This is a genomic window from Vitiosangium sp. GDMCC 1.1324 (assembly GCF_003044305.1).
Classification (GTDB): Bacteria; Myxococcota; Myxococcia; order Myxococcales; family Myxococcaceae; genus Archangium.
In genome coordinates this window covers 345,079-362,328 of the sequence record NZ_PZOX01000009.1, presented here as the reverse complement: position 1 = coordinate 362,328, position 17,250 = coordinate 345,079, and the positions used below count along the sequence as shown (strand labels likewise).

The 17,250-nt window shown below is 68.8% G+C and carries 11 protein-coding genes; 7 read left to right on the top strand and 4 right to left on the bottom strand.

The features are described 5' to 3' along the window. Positions 1–12: 12 nt before the first annotated feature. Positions 13–411 (top strand): BlaI/MecI/CopY family transcriptional regulator, encoded by a 399-nt coding sequence (locus tag DAT35_RS26955; RefSeq protein ID WP_108070151.1) that lies wholly within the window; start codon positions 13–15, stop codon positions 409–411. Next, on the top strand, positions 408–2,021 hold the full coding sequence (locus tag DAT35_RS26950; protein WP_108070149.1) for a M56 and MltD domain-containing protein: 1,614 nt from the start codon (positions 408–410) through the stop codon (positions 2,019–2,021). Before DAT35_RS26955 ends, DAT35_RS26950 begins: the two co-directional genes overlap by 4 nt. Before the next feature lie 61 nt (positions 2,022–2,082). On the opposite strand, the gene DAT35_RS26945 is transcribed toward DAT35_RS26950, so the two are convergent. Continuing rightward, positions 2,083–3,045 (bottom strand): hypothetical protein, encoded by a 963-nt coding sequence (locus DAT35_RS26945; protein WP_158501895.1) that lies wholly within the window; start codon positions 3,043–3,045, stop codon positions 2,083–2,085. A 428-nt stretch (positions 3,046–3,473) separates the two neighbouring features. Here DAT35_RS26945 and DAT35_RS26940 point away from each other — a divergent pair, with 428 nt between their 5' ends. Next, positions 3,474–5,906, top strand: coding sequence for an LPS-assembly protein LptD (locus tag DAT35_RS26940; RefSeq protein WP_108070145.1), 2,433 nt, complete (start codon positions 3,474–3,476; stop codon positions 5,904–5,906). 18 nt (positions 5,907–5,924) lie between these two features. Here the strand turns inward: DAT35_RS26940 and DAT35_RS26935 are convergent, their stop codons facing one another. Then, positions 5,925–7,814, bottom strand: coding sequence for an alpha,alpha-trehalase (locus DAT35_RS26935; RefSeq protein ID WP_233261720.1), 1,890 nt, complete (start codon positions 7,812–7,814; stop codon positions 5,925–5,927). A 421-nt stretch (positions 7,815–8,235) separates the two neighbouring features. Here DAT35_RS26935 and DAT35_RS26930 point away from each other — a divergent pair, with 421 nt between their 5' ends. The 3 genes from DAT35_RS26930 (at position 8,236) to DAT35_RS26920 (ending at position 11,964) form a co-directional block, all read left to right on the top strand. Beyond that, positions 8,236–9,456: a hypothetical protein gene (locus DAT35_RS26930; protein ID WP_369946077.1), complete on the top strand. Its 1,221-nt coding sequence runs from the start codon at positions 8,236–8,238 to the stop codon at positions 9,454–9,456. Positions 9,457–9,708: 252 nt separating this feature from the next. After that, positions 9,709–10,272 carry a hypothetical protein gene (locus tag DAT35_RS26925; protein WP_146209898.1) on the top strand — a complete coding sequence of 188 codons (564 nt, stop codon included), beginning with the start codon at positions 9,709–9,711 and terminating at the stop codon, positions 10,270–10,272. Between the two features lie 456 nt (positions 10,273–10,728). Continuing rightward, complete coding sequence (locus tag DAT35_RS26920) at positions 10,729–11,964, top strand: cytochrome P450 (protein ID WP_108070141.1); 1,236 nt, start codon at positions 10,729–10,731, stop codon at positions 11,962–11,964. 34 nt (positions 11,965–11,998) lie between these two features. Here DAT35_RS26920 and DAT35_RS26915 read toward each other — a convergent pair whose 3' ends face one another. Further along, the gene (locus DAT35_RS26915; protein WP_108070139.1) at positions 11,999–12,658 is read right to left on the bottom strand and encodes a response regulator transcription factor; all 660 of its coding nucleotides are present in this window, start codon (positions 12,656–12,658) and stop codon (positions 11,999–12,001) included. Between the two features lie 4 nt (positions 12,659–12,662). Then, a complete protein-coding gene (locus tag DAT35_RS26910) occupies positions 12,663–14,984 on the bottom strand; it encodes a serine/threonine-protein kinase (protein ID WP_108070137.1) in 2,322 nt (773 codons plus the stop codon). 396 nt (positions 14,985–15,380) lie between these two features. Between DAT35_RS26910 and DAT35_RS26900 the strand changes: the two genes are divergently transcribed. Beyond that, positions 15,381–17,096, top strand: a complete 1,716-nt coding sequence (locus tag DAT35_RS26900; RefSeq protein ID WP_108070135.1) for an HAD-IG family 5'-nucleotidase — start codon at positions 15,381–15,383, stop codon at positions 17,094–17,096. The last annotated feature ends 154 nt before the right edge of the window (positions 17,097–17,250 follow it).

Here is a 17,250-nt window from a genome sequence, read left to right as displayed (position 1 = left end):
GAGGTTGGGACCGTGTCCAAGTCACCCGAGAACGAAGCACCCAGGCCGCTCACGCCCGTCGAGCTGGAGTTGATGCAGATCGTCTGGCGCAAGGGCGAGGTGAGCGTGGCGGACGTGCTCGAGGCGCTGCCGCCCGAGCGCAAGCTGGCGTACACGTCGGTGTCCACGGTGCTGCGCATCCTCGAGCAGAAGGGGGTGTTGCAGAGCCGGAAGGTGGGCCGGGGACACCTGTACTCGGCGCTGCTGCCGCGCGAGGCCTACGAGGTCCAGAGCGTGCGCCACCTCGTGGAGACGGTGTTCGACGGCACGCCGTCGGCCCTGGTGGAGCGGCTCGTCGAGGCCGTTCCGCTCTCCCCCGAGGAGGTGGAGCAGATCCGCAAGCTGCTCGGGAAGAAGGGCTCCCGGTCATGAGTGCCCTGCTGCGTGAGCTGGCCACGGGCTATGTGAGCGTGGCGGTCCTCCTCACCGTGGGCTTCGTGCTGGTGCGCGCCGCCCTCGCCTGCATGGGACGGCTGGGCCTGCACTTGTCGGCGAGGCAGACGTTGTGGGCCGGGCGCGCGACACTGGCCCTGGCGCTCCTGATGCCTCCCGCTTGCATGAGCGTGCGAGGGCTGGTGCCCACCGGGCCGCTCTTCAGCTTCGATCGCTCCGTGGTGCGGCTCACCACACGGCTGCCGGAGCCGGCCTGGAGTTCGCGTCCGCGAGCCACCGAGCCCCGGCCCGCCGAGGCGCCCTTGTCCTTCCCGGTGGGAACGGCCGCGGCCCTGGTGATTGGCCTGGCCACGGGGGTGCACTGCGCGCGGCAGTTGCGCCAGCACCTGCGGCTGATCCGCCGGCTGGAGTCCCTGCCCCGGGTGCGTCAGGTGGGCCGTGTGGCCGTGGTGCTCTGCGACAGCGAGGCCACCGCCTTCTCCACCTGGTTTCCGCGCCTGGCGCCCCGGCCCAGCGCGTGGGTGGCGGTGCCGTCCCATCTCCTGGAGGACGCCGCGGCCCTGCGGATGACGGTGCTGCACGAGCTCCAGCACCACCGCCAGCGTGACACGGTGCTCGTCTATGTGCGCCTGGCGGTGGGTGCCCTCTTCTTCTGGAACCCCGTGGTGCGCGCCTTCGGACAATGGCTCGCCACGTGCCAGGAGCTCGCCTGCGACGAGGCGCTCGTGTCCGGCGGCAAGGCTCGCCCGCATGACTACGCGCGCTGCCTGCTCGACGCGGCCCTGCGCGCCTCGGGTTCCCCTCCCCTTCCCGCCGGAGTCACCGGCATGGCCCATCCCACAACCCGGAGGATCGAAATGCTGTTCCAGTCACGCCCCAGCCGTCCCCACCGCGCCATCGGACTCGTCGCCGCCGTGGCCCTCACGCTCGCCCCGCTCGCGCTGTGGGCGCAGAGCGCCACCCGTGGCCGCGCGGTGACGCTCGCCGAGGCGAAGGCGCTCGCGCAGGCATCGCAGCGCGAGGGCGACATCCCGGTGGTGGTGGACGAGCAGGTGGTGGAGAAGCTCAACCAGTTGGTGACCACGCCCAAGGGCCGCGCCTTCATGAAGAAGGCCCTGGAGAACCTGTCCACCCACCGCGAGGCGCTCACGCGCACGCTGCGCGCCAAGGGGCTGCCGGAGGGCCTGCTGGCCGTGGCCATGGTGGAGTCGGCGGTGACCAACATGCCGGAGACGTCGACGAGTCCCTCGCTGGCGCCAGGCGTGCGGGGCGCGGGAGTGTGGATGTTCATCCCCTCGACGGCGCGCCAGTACGGCCTCCAGGTGGACACGGAGCGGGACGAGCGGCTCGACGTGGCACGCGAGACGGAGGCCGCCGTGGCGCTCTTCTCCGACCTGCACGGCCGCTATGGAGACTGGCGCCTGGCGCTCGCGGCCTACAACCTGGGTGAGGAGAAGGTGGACGGCGTGCTGAGCAAGACGGGCGTCCGCGATGCCAGCGAGCTCGCCCGTGCCGGCCACCTCAACGACTACGTGAGCACCGTGCAGGCCGGGCTGCTCATCCTGCGCAACCCGCACCTGCTGGACTGACCCCCCCGCAAGGCGGGGGATGCCTCAGCTCCTGGCTGTCACGTACCTTGAACCCAATGCCTCAGGGCAAGCAAGGCCAATTAGCCGGTTTCTGGAGGTAGTACTCGCACGAGCGGTCTGCGGTCGGCATCACTGCACTTTCATCGGAGCAGTGTGCGACATTGGGGCCGGGGGTGACATTGCGGCTGCCCAAGCAGCCATTACCGGGCAAGCAGAAGCCGTCGCAGTAGTAGAAGCAGGTTTGGGTTTGGGTTGGCGTGCACGTCTCCGTCCAATACTTGTCGAACTCCGTCACATATACGTCACGCCATTCCGCAGTGGAGGATGGTATCAGCAGAATGCCGCGATACGCGACTCCGTTGTAGGTAGCCTCATGGAACGTTGGCAGACCACCGGCATAGCCTCGTGCCCTGGCATAGTCATTGGCCGCCGTCATCATCTCACGCACGTTGGAAACGCTGAAGCTGTAGTTGCGAAGCTGGTTCGTCGGCACGTCCACCCAAGTGACATACCCGGGACGGAAGAAGTACACACCTCGCACTGGACCCTGCCCATTATTCCCCTCGTGGAAGGATGGAAGCGCTCCGATGAACCCATTGTTGGCAGCGTAATCCGACGCTCGCTTGAACATCTCTGGGATGTTGTCTATGTCTACATTTCCCAGCTCGGACAGGGGCACGTCACGCCACTCCATGGCTTGGGGATTATTGATGAGGATGGTCCCATGAACGATGCCTGAGCCGTAGTCCGCCCAGTGGTAGTTGTTGAATCCGGCGACGAATCCGTTCGCACGGGCATACTCATTTACGCGGCGCCAGCGAAGCGACGGCCTCAGAGTGTCAATCAGCTCCAACTCACTCTGAGTGAGGCCGAACTTCTGTTGTTCGAGCGCGTCTGAATCCGACGCCAACGAAAGATCCAGTTCCGAGTCCGCCGGGCCACAGGCAGTCACCGCCACAGCCGCCAGCAACATCATCAAACGCAACGAATCCACTGCATTACTCCTGAACATCATTTTCTTCACAAATGGTCCTTGGGTGTCCGTTCACGAGGACCGGGCCGAGCCCGTTGGGAATCGGGTGGGGCCGGAGGTCCTCGAGTTCGGGCTCGAGCAATCCACGTGCCAGCTCGGCGATTTGAGCGGATCCAGAGGGGAACTCGCTGTCATGAACCGCCCGCGGAGAGCCAGGCCCCGCAACGCCGCGTGTCCGGAACACGCTCCTGCGTGATGACAGAACGCGCCTTCCGGCCCGCCGCGCGACTGACGTCAGTCCCGCTCGGAGATTCGTCTCCCTGAAGTTCCTCGCGAAGGAGCACCCGACGTATGTGCAACCCGCTCCTTCTCGACTGAAAACTCCGTACCGCACCTTTTCGTGGGACGCGGGCCCGACCGACACCGGGCCGTATCCGGGGTTGCCGAAAGACCGGCGTTGGACTTGAGTCGCCCGCCCCATGTTCGGCCTGGTCCTCGTCACCCTCGCCCTCTCCACCTCCGGACAGCTCAAGCTGCCCTCGTCCACGGACGCCGTCGTCGGCGAGCAGGCAGTGCTCACGGGGGATCTGGCTTCCAAGGAGGGCAACATCGGCCGGGCCACCGGGCACGCGCTGTTGCGCTCAGGGACGTCGGTCATCCGCGCCGACGAGCTGTCCTACAACTTCGACACCCGGGTGGTGGAAGCGCGCGGGCACGTGCTGCTGGTGGCCGCGGGCCTGGCCGGTTTCGCCGACAGCCTCACCGTGGACCTGCGGGCCCGCGAGGTGACCACCTCCGACGGGGCCACCTTCTTCCAGAAGCAGGGCATGGCGCCCGAGGATCTCGCCGAGCTCGCCGCCCGGCGGGAGACCAGCGGCAGGGAGCTGGCCCAGGCGGGGCGCAACGCATTCACCTTCACCACGAAGCACTTCCGCCTCCTGGACGACGACGCGTACCGGGTGGACCCCGTGTCCTTCACGGCATCCTGTGGGTGCAGCGTGTTCGACCGGAGCTGGCGCATCACCGCGAGCAGCGCGAAGCTCACGCCCGGGGATCGAGCCTCGTTCACCTCGCCTACGCTGCGGGTGTTCGACGTGCCCGTCTTCTGGGTGCCGTGGATCTCCCTTCCGCTCACGAACCGCCAGACCGGCCTGCTCTTCCCCGAGTGGAGCGGCTCGGGCCTGAGCGGGCTCCAGGTGCACGAGCCGCTCTTCATCACGCTCGGGCGGAGCTATGACCTCACGATCGCGCCGGGATATGCGTTCGGCCGGGCTCCCCCTGCGCCGGACAAGGGCTCCCTGGGTCTCAAGGGCCCGTATCTCGACACCGAGTTCCGGTACGCCCCCTCCATCGGGGTCGACGGGAGGCTCTCGCTGCGGCTCTTCGATGACCTGAAGCTCGAGAGGGATCCGCTCAATCCGAACGTGCTCGTGCCCGATGCGCAGCCGCAGGGGCTCCGGGGCTGGGGCATCTTCGAGCACCGGCAGGAGTTCGGCGGCGGCTTCCATGGGCGGGCGGACGTGAAGCTCTACTCGGACGGCTTCCTCTTCGCCGACACCACGCCCGTAAGCAACCTCCAACGCTCGTACTACTACATCCCTTCCACGGCCACGCTGTACCACCGGGGCGAGGATCATTACGCGGGGCTCGCCCTGGCCTACCGCCAGGACATCCGCTGGGGCTATTCGCTGTTCGGCGACGCGCCCCGCCCCACCGTCTTCCAGAAGCTGCCCACGCTGCTCTACGCCATCCCCACGGTGCCGCTGCTCGGCCCGCTCACCGGAGGAGTCCAGGTGGAACTCTCCCGGCTGTCTCCGCTCGGCGGGCTGCTAGGGGACGAGGGCACGGATGGAGTGTACTGGCCGGCCCTGCCGGATGCGGACGGCACCCAGGGTAACGGCCACTTCGATCCCGGCGAACGTCAGGCGCGCACCCGCCTGGATGTGATGCCGAGGCTCAACGCCACGTTCGACGTGGGAGGCGCGCTGCGGTTCACGCCCTACCTGGCGGTGCGCGAGAGCCTCTATCTCTACGAAGTGACGCGGGAGGCCCGGAACCGCGCGTACGGGCTGGTGGGCATGACGCTGGACACGGAGCTGTCGCGGGTGTTCGGCGAGGGCGCCTCCGCGGTGCGTCACAGCATCATGCCCTCGGTGGAGCTGCGAGCGGTGCCTCGCGTCTTCGGCGATCGCGCGCCGGCGATCTATGACGAGGTGGATGCCGCCGTGCCCGCGGACGGGTTCTTCCAGGGCCAGGTGGCGTTGCGTCAGAAGGTGCTCAAGCGCAGCGGCACCGCGACGACCGAGCTGGGACGGTTGGACCTGCTCCAGGGCGTGGACTTCCTCGAGCGGCGGATGGGAGAGACCTCCGGACGGCTCCTGGCGGTGCTGGGGCCCGTGACGGCGGCCGCCACGGCCCGGCTCGATCTGTTCACGCCCCAGGTGCAGGAGCGGCTGACCCAGCTCTCGGCCTCGGTGGGCTGGAGCGTCCTCAAGAATGGGCTGCTGAACGTGAGTGCCGGATATGAGCGGGCGCTGGGGAGCTCGGAGCAGGTGCGCCGCCCCATCGACATGCTGCTGCCTCCGCCCCTCCCCCAGTCCGCCCCGGTGAGCGATGGGAGCTCGTGCTCCAACGAGGTGGTGCTCAACTCGAAGCCGTTCGACCGCGTGCTGTTCGGCGCCGGGACCCGGCTCCCGTTCGGCCTGGGCGTGCGATACGACGCGGAGGTGTACCGGAGGGATCCGGCCCGGTGCGATGTGGTGAAGCTCAACTCCCAGAACCTGCGCGTCTCGTACACGCCCAACTGCAACTGCTTCCAGATCGAGGCCCATGCCTCGCTGCTGCCACCGCCGACGTATTTCGACTTCGGCTTTCTGGTGACGATCGCGAAGCTGGGCACCTTCGGAAAGTGAGCGGACGGCGCGAGCCCGTCACGCGGCGCGCTTCTTACGGGGCCGGCCGCTGCCGCCCTGGCCGCGCGGGCCGAGCACCCTGTCGGCGGGAATGCCCGCGTCGAGCGCCTCGCGCAGCTCGGGAGACAGCCCATCCAGCAGCAGCAGCACCGAGGCGTTCGTCCACGCGAAGCCCAGCGTCCGCTCGGACCTGGGCGCCAGGAGCGAGCCGCGATCCGCGCCCTGGTTGCCGTACTCGACGGCCACCTCGGCCGACCTGCTCACCACGTCGTACTTCTCCTTGATGAGACCGTTGTGGCTCCCCGCGATGTCCAGAACCATGGACAGCCAGCGGTAGGCCACGGCATCGGCCTCGGCATGGAAGCCGTAGCGGCGCAGTCCCTCCACCGCGATGATCTGGTGCGGCGCCCAGCCGAAAGGCCAGTCCCACTGCAGGGCCTCTCCGCCCGCGGCCTCGCGCGAGGCGCGCGTGCTGGAAGACAGGCCTCCGTCCTGGAGGAAGCGCGGGAGCGAGGCGGCCACGGTGGCGGCCTCCTCGCGGGAGGCCCAGCCCGTCCACAGGGGATAGAAGGTCGCCACGGACTCGAAGCGCGAGCGGCGCTCCGTCACGAAGTCGTGGTCGAAGAACAGTCCGCGCTCCGCGTCCCAGAAGCGCGAGCGCATGGTGCGCGCCCGGGCCCGAGCCACCTTCGCGAACCGGGCCGCTCGCAGCGAGCCCTCCCCTTCCACCTGGCGGAGGATCGCCGCGAGATCCACCTCGTACTGGAGCAGCAGCGAGTTGAGGCACACCGGCTCGTGGTGGTGGGTGGCCGTGCCGTAGCGGTGGCACATGTCCCAGCCGCTCTCGCGGATGGCGCGGTCGTGCCGGTGGAACTCGGCGTCGTCCGGCCGCGAGCCGTAGAACGCGGACATGTCCTCGGCATCGGGGCCCTCGGCGTCGTCTTTGTAGCGGCTGAGCCCGCTCGGGGTGGCCCGAGGCCCCGTACGGAAGACGTCCTCGAGCTCCTGCTCGGCGATCCGGGCCACCCGCTTCAACAGCTTCCGGTCCGAGCGCACCGCCTGGAGCTCCAGCGCCAGCCGGGGCATGAGCGGCGGCTGGGTGCGTGACAGGTGGTAGCTGAGGTTCGAGTTGGGAATCTTCCCGTAGTGCTCGATCTCGTAGAGCTGGTTCTCGAGCAAGTCCCTCGCGAGCTCGTAGCGGCCGGAGGCCAGGGCGCCCCGCGCGTTGAAGTAGCTGTCCCAGCCGAACATCTGCACGAAGCGGCCGCCCGGGACGATGTAGGGCCGCGGCAGGTAGAGCATCCCCGGCGCGCGCATGAGCGCGGTCCAGTCCGAGGCCTCGCGAGGCTTCTGCAGCGGCACCACGTCCAGGCCGCCGACGCGCCGGCTCTCGGCGCGGAGCTTCTTCAGGGCCTTGCGATCGCGAGCGGGGACGTACACGCGCTGCCGGCCCTCGGGGTCCTTCACCGGCATCACCTGGAGCGCCTTCTTCAGGTCCTCGGCGCGATTGGAGCGGCGCACGAGCGTGTCCCAGCCGCGATCGATCAACCGGCGCAACGCGGAGGTGCGCGTGTCCAGCATGCGCTCCACGGGAAGGCCCGGCTCATCCCCACGGCTCTCGAGGATCTCCTCGGCGAGGACATCCGCGGCGTGCGAGAGCCGCTCCGCGCCCGCCAGCTCGAGTCGCACGCCCGGGCTGATCTCGAGATCCACCGCGAAGCGCAGTCCGCCCTCCCGAGCACGTCCGGCATCTCGCTCCGTGAGGCGCCCATCACCGTCGAGGTCCAGCGCCATCAGCACCTCGAAGGCGAGGCGCGCGCTCGACGCGGCGGCGGACAGGGTGACCGGAGCCAGAGGCTTACCGGTGGTGGGAAGCGCTGGCGCCGCGAGAGGCTCATCAGCGCGCACACGAACGACGTTCCGCGCGTGAGGGATTGAGAGGGTGATGGCGGAACGGGGGGAACGGGACGACGGGGTCCTGGTGGGCACTTTCAACCTTCGGAGAGGAAGCGCAATGCAAGCTACACGAGTCCGTGGCGGCACCACACTGTCTGTGACAGGCCCGCCCGCCCTCCCGCCGGTCCCCCTCCCTGTCATGCGGCTCCCGACTCAAATCCTTTGTCCTCAAATCTCATCGCGAAGGCGTTTGCTTTGTCCTCAAACCTCATGACAAAGACATTCCTGGTGAAACGGTTTGGAGCGTCACCCGTGCTGACTAGCGTGGATCCCGCTCCACCCGAACCCGCCTCATCCAGGAGAGCCCATCGTGGAGATTCACGATCCGATCGCACGTCCCGGCCGTTCCTCGCCGCATTCGTTCCTCCGTCCGCTGGCCACCGCCGTGCTGGGGCTGGCCGTGCTGGTGATGGCCTCACCGGCGCGAGCAGCCGACCCCACGCCGCTGGAGGACAACCGCCGCATCACCCTGGGGTACATCCAGATCGCCTATGAGCTGGGCGGACTGCTCGACCCGGAGCTCGAGCCGGGAGGGAGCAGCGACGTCCGTCCCAACTGGTTCGTCTTCGCGCCGCATGCGTCCCAGACGGGAGGCCAGGGCATGCTCGGCACGGCGATCGCTCGGCGGGTGATCGGCGCGGCCCGGGGCTGGCCGTCGTTCTCGGTGCACAGCGCGCTGGATCGAGCGGGCCTCTCCGGCCCCGCACGGACCACCGTGGAGCGCCTCGCCCTGGAACTCGTCCTCCGGGGCCTACCCATCGACTCGGCCGCATCGATCGCCTCGCTCGCCACGGCCATGAACTGGGCGGCGCTGGCGGACCCGCGCACCTTCACCACCACCGTGGTGCGCTTCGCCACGCTCTACTGGAGCGCGCCGGGCTTCCTGCCGCTCGACAAGACGGAGTCGGTGGTGATCACCCTGGAGCGCACGCTCCACGAGGGCAACCTGGCCATCTTCACGGACATCGGTGGCTCGGCAATCCTCTATCTCGACTGGCGCCGGGGCGTGAGCGGCGAGGTGACTCCCGAGCGCGTGCTGACGGAGTTCGTGCTCCCGGGCACCTCGGCCCAGGAGGCACGGCTCGCCTATGAGTACGGGGTGGCCCACGCGAACGACACGCCCCGGCCCTACCGGATCGGCGAGCTCTTCCCGGTGATGAACTGGAAGAGCCTGCTGGTGGCGGCCTTCGCGCTCTACGAGGAGGCCCGGAGAGCGCCGACTCCCGCGGCGCGCGACGCACTCATCGCCATGGGCAACAACTACGTGGCCTGGCGCGAGCAACACGACATGGCGCAGCCCGTCTTCACGCCGAGCGTGCCGCGCGCGGACGAGGTCTCCCGTTCCGCCCTGCTCGAGGTGATCACTCCGGTGCTGAAGACGGACTTCGGCACGCTCGAGTGGACCTACGCCGATTACGCGTACAGCCAGCCGGACCGGGACGGCAGCATCCTCACGGCGCCGCCCACCGAGTACAACTGGGCCGTCTTCTGGGATCGCTGGACGGGCATCCTCTACGCCTTCGATCGGGCCTACGAAGATCCCTCGGCGCTCTGGGCGATGCCGGAGCCGCTGGTGGACCCCACCGCGGGCTGAGCACCTCGCCATCAAGGCCCGCCAGGAGCCCTTGCGAGCAGGCGGCTCCCCGAGTCATGGCGGCACGGACGTCCTGAAGCGGACAGTTCTCACGCGGGGAGGTGGAGCGGCCCGCACCGGTGGCAAACTGGAGGAACCCTCAACCTCTGCTACCGTTCGCTCATGCTGGCGCTTCCGCCCCCCCGCTTCCGGTCGCTGTTGTCTGGCCTCTGCTGTGCCGTGCTCCTGCACGGTGCAGGCGAGGCACTCCGGATGGGACCCACCGTGTTCGTGCCCTATGTCCTGCTGGCGCTGGCTCTCGGCGCTCGTTGGCGTCACCGCTCCGCGGTGGGAGTCCCGGGCGGAGGGCAGCGGACGGCGCACGTGCCGGGACTGGCGCTGGCGAGACTCGCGCACGAGGAAGTACCGCGCCCCCGCTATTCGGCGCCGGAGCGGACTCCGGTCGTTCCCGAGCGGCGGACCTTCTGGTCGCGGATGAAGATCTGGATCGGAGGCGCGGGCCTGGTGGTGTGCGGGCTGTGGTGGGTGCTGCTTTCCGCCATGCTCTTCATGCCGGATCCCGCCCCCGCGCTCGATGGCCAGTTCACCAGCTACAGCCTGACGCTCGTGACCGCCTCCCTGCTGGTGACGATGCTCTTCCTCGTCTTCTTCCGCTCGGGCCTTCGTGGGCCGTCGGATCCGTTCGCGCCGAAGCAGCTCCCCCATGAGCGCCTGCGTGATCAGCCCTACGTGCCGCGTTCCTCGAGCGGGTACGGTGCCCCGGGGCCGCGCTCCGGCAAGAAGCCCCACCTGCGGCTGGTGCGTAACACCCCCTGAGCCCTCCCCCGAGAGTCCTGACGGGCGCGCCTTGATGGCTTGCTGCGCCATCCGTGTGGTCGGATGTGCATCATCCAACCGACGTGCCCGCACTGCCGTGCCGTCTTGAACAGCTCGACATCGGAGGGGACGCATTCGCCGGTGGAGGGAGCGAGCATGCGCGCGGTGATTTCGAGCTCCTCGCGATGTTCTCAGGGTGTTGCATGACCCGCCTGGGTAGGCCTCCACACGGGCAACGTGGCGGTGATCGGACGATCTTCACCGTCAGGCTCACCCCACCCCACCTGAGAAGTGAGACTCTGCTCCGATGTTTTCAATCCATGTACGCGAGCTGCTGTCTCGCGAACTGCTGGCATGGCTCCTGCTCTGTGTCCTCGACAGCCGAACGAGCGGACATTAGTCTGCCGCGCCATGACAGGACCGGCCAGCTCCGACCCTTCAACCGTGGAGGCACCCATGTCGAGCGCAGCTCCCACGCTTGACCGCAACCTGGTCAGCCCTCAGAACATGCTCAACCCGTTCCCTCTCTATCAGTATTTGAGGGAGAACGAGCCAGTACACTGGTCGGACACGGTCAACGCCTGGTTTGTCACCCGGTACAACGATGTGGTGGCTGCCTACCGGGATCCGCGCCTGACCGCGAACCGGGCGAAGCTCTTCGAGTACCAGGTCCAGGGCCTGAGTCCGGACGTCACTCGCGAGTTCATGCAGACCATCCGCAACCAGATGTTCATGCTGGATGGCCCGGAGCACGTCCGGTTGCGCCGGCAGACGGGCATGGGCTTCACGCCCCAGAAGCTCGATGAGCTGCGGCCCACCGTGCACCGGCTCATGCGGGAGCTGTTGGAGCAGCTCAGCCCCCGGGGCGAGATGGACCTGGTGAAGGATCTCTCCTACCCGATGCCCGCGCTCGCCATCGCCGACCTGCTCGGAATTCCCGCCGAGGATCGGGAGCGCTTCCGGGCCTGGTCGGATCACCTGGCGCTGTTCAGCTCGCCCCCGGTGGGCTCCGATCCGCTCGTGCTGGCCAGCAACGCCAACAAGACCATGGTGGAGATGAAGGAGTACCTGCTCCCCATCATCGAGGAGCGCCGTCACCATCCGGGCCTGGACGCACTCAGCCAGATGCTCATGGTGCAAGAGCAGGGAAAGATGACGCCCGAGGAGCTGGTGGCCAATGCCATCCTCATCCTCTTCGCCGGGCACACCACCACCACCGACCAGCTCAGCAACGGCGTCTATGATTTGCTGACCCACCCGGATCAGCTCCAGAAGCTCCGGGACGACATGGGGCTGTTGAGGTCGGCGGTGGAGGAGATGCTGCGCTACACCACGTCGGTGCCCGCCATCACCCGCGTGGTCGCCTCGGACTTCGAGTGGCACGGCCAGAAGCTCCGCCAGGGACAGCTGGTGTTCCTGGTCATGGCCGCCGCCAACCGCGATCCCTCGGTCTTCCCGGACCCCGAGCGCTTCGACATCACCCGCGACAGCTACCACCAGAAGCACCTGTCCTTCGGCTTCGGCGCGCACCACTGCATGGGAGCGGGCCTCGCCCGCCGCGAGCTGGAGATCGGCATCTCCATGCTGCTGGAGCGGCTGCCCGGACTGCGTCTGGATGAGTCGCGGTCGCCCCAGGTCAAGTGCCACGGCCTGTCGTTTCGTGGCTTCGACTCGCTGCCCGTGCGCTGGTGACGTGGAGGAGCCGGGGGCTCGCGCTCCCCTCCCCTCACAGCTCCACGAGGCCCGCACGCAGGGCCAGCACCACCGCCTCCACGTGCGAGTTGACCCCCATCTTCCGGTAGATGTGTGAGAGGTGCGTGCGCACCGTGCGCCGCTCCATCGTCATCACCCGGCCCACCTCGGCGTTGGACAGGCCCTTGGCCACGTAGCGCAGCACGTCGAACTCGGCCGGGGTGAGGCCCCAGGGGTTCTGCTTCTCCGCCTCGGGAGGCTTCGCCTGGATGGACTGGAAGTAGTTCCAGAAGCGCCGCGCGATGAGGGGCTCGAGCACCGTGCCGCCCTCCATCACCTCGCGGATGCCCGAGCGGATCTTCTCCGGCCCCACCCGCTTCACCAGGTAGCCCGAGGCCCCCGCTTGAATCGCCTCGTACACCTTCTGCTCGTCCTCGAAGGACGTGAGGATGAGCACCTCCACCTCGGGCGCGCGGCGCTTCACCCGCCGCGTCACCTCGATTCCATTGAGGCCCGGCAGCTCCAGGTCCAGCAGCACCAGCTGCGGGCGCACCCGCACCAGATCCTCCACGGCCTGTTCGCCATCCTGCGAGCTGCCCACCACCTCGAGCTCCGCAAAGCTCCCGAGCACCTTGAGGAGGTTGCGCAGCAGGTTCGGCTGATCCTCGACGACGAAGACGCGGGTCCGGTCCATGGCCTCAACGGTGGGGAGAGTCTTTGAAGAATTGCTCCAGCTTCTTGTGCTCGCCGCGCTCGAGGCGCAGCTGGAAGACGTCGCGCTGCCTCGGCACGCCGAGCGTCTCCACGATGATCTCGTGGTTGCCCGACTTCACCGGGTAGCGCACCAGGGGCAGGTTGCGCTTCACCCGCACGCCGTCGATGTAGGCGCGCGCCGGGCGGTTGGCGCCGATCGACAGGTACGCGGTCCCCGACTTGTGGGCGTCATCGGCCTGGCTGGGGGGGGGGACGATCACCGGCTCCGGCGGAGGCGCGGGCTTGGGTTTCGGGGGCTCGGGGGGCGGAGCGGCGGGCTGCTGCAGGTACTCCTCCACCGCGCCGCTGACCGCGGACACCTTGGGGTCCGTTTCGAGCTGCGGCCGCTGCGTGAGCTTCCACACCCCGAGGGCAAAGCACACCACCCCCACCAGCGCGATGAGTCCCGTCACGCCCAGCATCCGGCGCCGACGCTGCGAGTCCGCCAGGAGGTTGCGCTCCTCGGTGAACATGCGGCGCTGGTTCACCGCCGCCTTCACCTCCGGGGACGTGGGCGGGGGCATGGGGATGTACGAGCGATCCGGCTCGGAGGACGGCGGTTGTTCGGAGGCGTGGCCGCGCACCAGGGACGGAGGAACTCGCGCCCGCGTCACCGTTCCCTCGGGCGCTCGGGCTCGTGTCACCGTCCCCTCGGGGACGCGCGCACGGGTCACCGTCCCTTCGGGGACGCGCGCACGGGTGACTGTTCCCTCGGGGATGCGCGCCCTCGCCACCGTGCCCTCGGAGACGCGCGAGCGGATCACCGTCCCCTCGATCTTCTCCGTGTCGATGTGGTCCTCGGCGTCTCCTCCCGCGGGGAACTGGGACTCGGGCTGGGGCGCGGGACGGGAGAAGTCCTCCACCATGCGCAGGCGGGGATGCTTGCCCACGCGAGTGCCTTCCGCGGCGGCTCCCCCCACGATGGGCCCTCGGCGAGGCTTGGGCGGCGGTGCCCCCGGAGGCGCGACCCAGGTCTGCTCGTCGTCCCCTGGCGGGCTGCTCTGGAGGGGCTCGGTGACCTCCTTGGACCGCACGTGGGTGGCTTCGGTCCCCTCCCCGGCGCCGGCGCGCGTCGCCTCGGTGGCTTCCTTGGCGCCGACGTGGGTGGCCTCGAGAGGCTCCTTTTCCTTCTCGGAGGCGCCACTGAAGACGTGGGTGGAGTCGAGGGCAGCGCGATCCAGCATGGGCCCCGGAGCCACCGTGGGCTCGGGCACGTAGTCCTCGAAGGCGGGCGGAGCCTCCATGGTGTCCGCCTCGTTGAGCGCCGGGCTGAACGAGGGCCGCACCACCACGGACTTGTCCAGCGAGTCCGCGCTCACCTGCGCGAGCGACACCCCGGAGATGGGCGTCAGTGTGAATCGCTCGGAGAATGGCACCGGGCCGAGCCCGATGGACACCTCGTTGGGGAAGAGCTCGGCCACGAAACGGCGCGAGTCCTCGGTCCCGGGCAGGCCGCCGTTGGTGGAGAGGAAGTTGCGCAGCGCGCCCGCGAGCTCGGCGCAGGAGCGGAACCGCCGCGAGGGCATGGCCTCCAGCGCGCGCAGGATGATCGGATCCAACCGCGCGTGGATGCGCCGATCCAGACGGCTGGGCGGAGGCAGGCCGGCGCTGCGGCGGGTGCTGACGCCGCCTCCTTCGGGGAGCACGGCCTCGCGCAGGGTGAGCAGCTCATAGGCCATGGCGCCGATGGAGTAGATGTCCGACTGCACGTCGGGCATGTCACCGCGGCCCACCTCGGGGGCACGGTAGGCGCTGCGGCCCCGGCCCACGAAGGCGCGCTTGAGCTCGGGCACGCCCATGAGCGCCTGGAGCGACCCGAAGTCGCACACGGCGGGCAGGCCGGCGCGCGACAGCAGCACGTTGCCCGGGGTGATGGAGCCGTGCACCACCCCCACCGCGTGGGCTCGCTCCACGGACTCGAGCAGCTGGATGACGAGGAAGAGCCCGACGGGCGCCGGGAGGATGACCTCCTTGGAGTTGAGCCGCTGCAGCGCCGTGCCCAGGGTGTAGCCGTCCACCGCCTCGCGCACCACGGCGAGCCGGTTCTTCACGAAGCCCACGTCGAGGACATGGACCACGCCCTCGGGGTGCAGCGGGTTGAGGATGCTGTACGTCTGGGCCAGCACGGTGGCGTAACGCGGGTCGGACGTCTTCGGGTGGAAGAGCTTGATGACGACCTTGGTGCCCGTGGGCTCCTGGACGGCCTCATACAGCTCGGCGAGCTCTCCGGCCTCGACGCGGCCGGTCAACCGGTAGGCGCTGCTCATCCCTTCCTCTTCCGCGGCCGGACGGCATCGAACTGGAACCCACACCAGACACACGCCTCGCCCCGGCGGCCGCGGGGGAGCTCCAGTGTGCAGCCGGGGCAACGAGGGCGCGCCCGGCTGCCTGCCCGGGCTGCGGCTGAAGGACGGCGCACCCGGCCGGACGTGCCCGAGGTACGCGTACGCCCGGCCACGGCGGCCCCGCGCACCAACACCTCGAGCCGGCGGACACGGTCCTCCAGGGCCTCGATGCGGGCGGACAGCCGCGCGTGGATCTCGGCGTCGGACGGGGGGCGTCTGGCGGGCGATCGCATGCGGACCCGCGAGCGTGCCATGCCCGCTCGGGCGCCCGCAAGGAGGACGGGCAGTGAGAATGGCTCCGTCGGGGGGGCGCGTGTTATGTCTGTCTGTCCCGTGTCACCGAAACTCTCACCGACTGGCCCCATCCCCGGAAGTCCGACGACCGCGGATCCCCTCCACGGCAGCTTCCGCTCCTCGCGCAACCGCGCCCACGCCGAGCAGGCCGAGCGCCGTGCCCAGAGCCTCTTCTCGGACGCCGAGCTGGCCCGCCTGCTGAGCGTGCCCCGGGTGCACCCCACCCGCGAGGTGCCCCACGCCCGGGACATCTTCGTCAACCGTAACCTGCGCATGTCGGGCATCGACCTCATCGGCTTCGACATGGACTACACGCTGGCCATCTACCACATGCGCCGGCTCGAGCAGCTCGCCTATGACATGACGCTCGCCAAGCTCATCTCCGAGCGCGGCTACCCGTCCGTCATCGGCAACCTGCAGTACGACCACCACTTCGTCATCCGTGGGCTCGCGGTCGACAAGACGAACGGCAACCTGCTGAAGATGGACCGCTTCGGCTACGTGGGGCGGGCCTGGCACGGGCTGCGGCCGCTGGAGCGCGAGGTGTGGAAGAAGCTGTACCGCAACCAGCGGGTGCGGCTGAAGGATCCCCGGTTCGCGTGGATCGACACGCTCTTCGCCCTGCCCGAGGCCTGGCTCTTCGCGAGCATCATCGAGCTGCTGGAGTCCCTGGGCCAGCGCGTGGACTACGGCAAGCTGTACGATGACATCCGCGAGGCCATCGACACGGTGCACCGGGACAACTCGCTCAAGCGCGAGGTGCGCAAGGAGCTGGGGCGCTACGTCTTCCAGGATCCCGAGCTGGGCCCCACGCTGCACAAGCTGCGCTCGGGGGGCAAGCGGCTGTTCCTGCTGACGAACTCGGCGTGGGACTACACGGACGCGGTGATGCGCTACCTGCTGGATGGTCAGGTGGCGGAGTACCCGAGCTGGCGCAACTACTTCGACTACATCGTGACGCTGGCGTCCAAGCCGGCCTTCTTCTCCGAGCAGCGGCCGTTCCTGGAGCTGGAGACGGCGGGGCCCGGCGAGGAGGCGCGCGTGGTGGGCGAGGCCACCCACCTGGAGCGCGGCAAGGTGTACCAGGGCGGCAACCTGCAGCAGTTCGAGCAGCAGACCGGCTACGCGGGCGAGTGCGTGCTGTACGTGGGCGATCACATCTACGGGGACATCCTCAAGTCGAAGAAGTCCTCGCTGTGGCGCACGTGCATGATCGTCCAGGAGATCGAGGATGAGATCACCTGGACGGACGGCCAGCGGGAGCGGATCATCAAGCTGTCCGAGGTGGAGCTGGCGCGAGAGCGGCTGGACGACGAGGTGGCGCACCACAAGGGCGTCCTGAACATCCTGGACCGGAAGCTGGAGCGCGGAGGTCTGGCGCCCGAAGAGGTGGCGCGGATGGAGGAGGAGCGGCGGCGCACGAAGGTGGAGCTGGACAAGCTGCGCTGGGCGCTGCGCGAGGCGACGGAGATCGCCGACACGCTGGAGTGCGAGGTGGAGGAAGGCTTCAACCCGTACTGGGGGCTGCTCTTCAAGGAGGGGCACGAGAACAGCCGGTTCGGCGAGCAGGTGGAGCGCTACGCGTGTCTGTACACGAGCCGGGTGTCCAACTTCCTGCATGAGTCACCGATGCAGTACTACCGCTCGCCGCGCGAACTGATGCCCCACGAACAGGCCGGTTCCTGGTCGGCGAAGCTGTCCCAGGTTGGCAGCGAGGGCCCACCCAAGGGCGAGCCCTGACGGACCGGACAGTCCTTTCCCGAGAATTGAGACTGTCATGTTTGAGAAAACAGGCCGGGACAACATGGCACGGGCACCTCGGGGCGCCGTGCCCCGCCGGGGCATCCTGCCCCCGTTGCTGCTCGGGGCTCGCGTTTCTCCTCTGAGGGAAACG

Excerpts from the sequence above, each read along its gene's own strand:
- DAT35_RS26940 (WP_108070145.1), top strand. The coding sequence starts at position 3,474 with ATGTTCGGCCTGGTCCTCGTCACCCTCGCCCTCTCCACCTCCGGACAG.
- DAT35_RS26900 (WP_108070135.1), top strand. The coding sequence starts at position 15,381 with ATGTCTGTCTGTCCCGTGTCACCGAAACTCTCACCGACTGGCCCCATC.
- DAT35_RS26920 (WP_108070141.1), top strand. The coding sequence starts at position 10,729 with ATGTCGAGCGCAGCTCCCACGCTTGACCGCAACCTGGTCAGCCCTCAG.
- DAT35_RS26915 (WP_108070139.1), bottom strand. The coding sequence starts at position 12,658 with ATGGACCGGACCCGCGTCTTCGTCGTCGAGGATCAGCCGAACCTGCTG.
- DAT35_RS26925 (WP_146209898.1), top strand. The coding sequence starts at position 9,709 with ATGGGACCCACCGTGTTCGTGCCCTATGTCCTGCTGGCGCTGGCTCTC.
- DAT35_RS26910 (WP_108070137.1), bottom strand. The coding sequence starts at position 14,984 with ATGAGCAGCGCCTACCGGTTGACCGGCCGCGTCGAGGCCGGAGAGCTC.
- DAT35_RS26950 (WP_108070149.1), top strand. The coding sequence starts at position 408 with ATGAGTGCCCTGCTGCGTGAGCTGGCCACGGGCTATGTGAGCGTGGCG.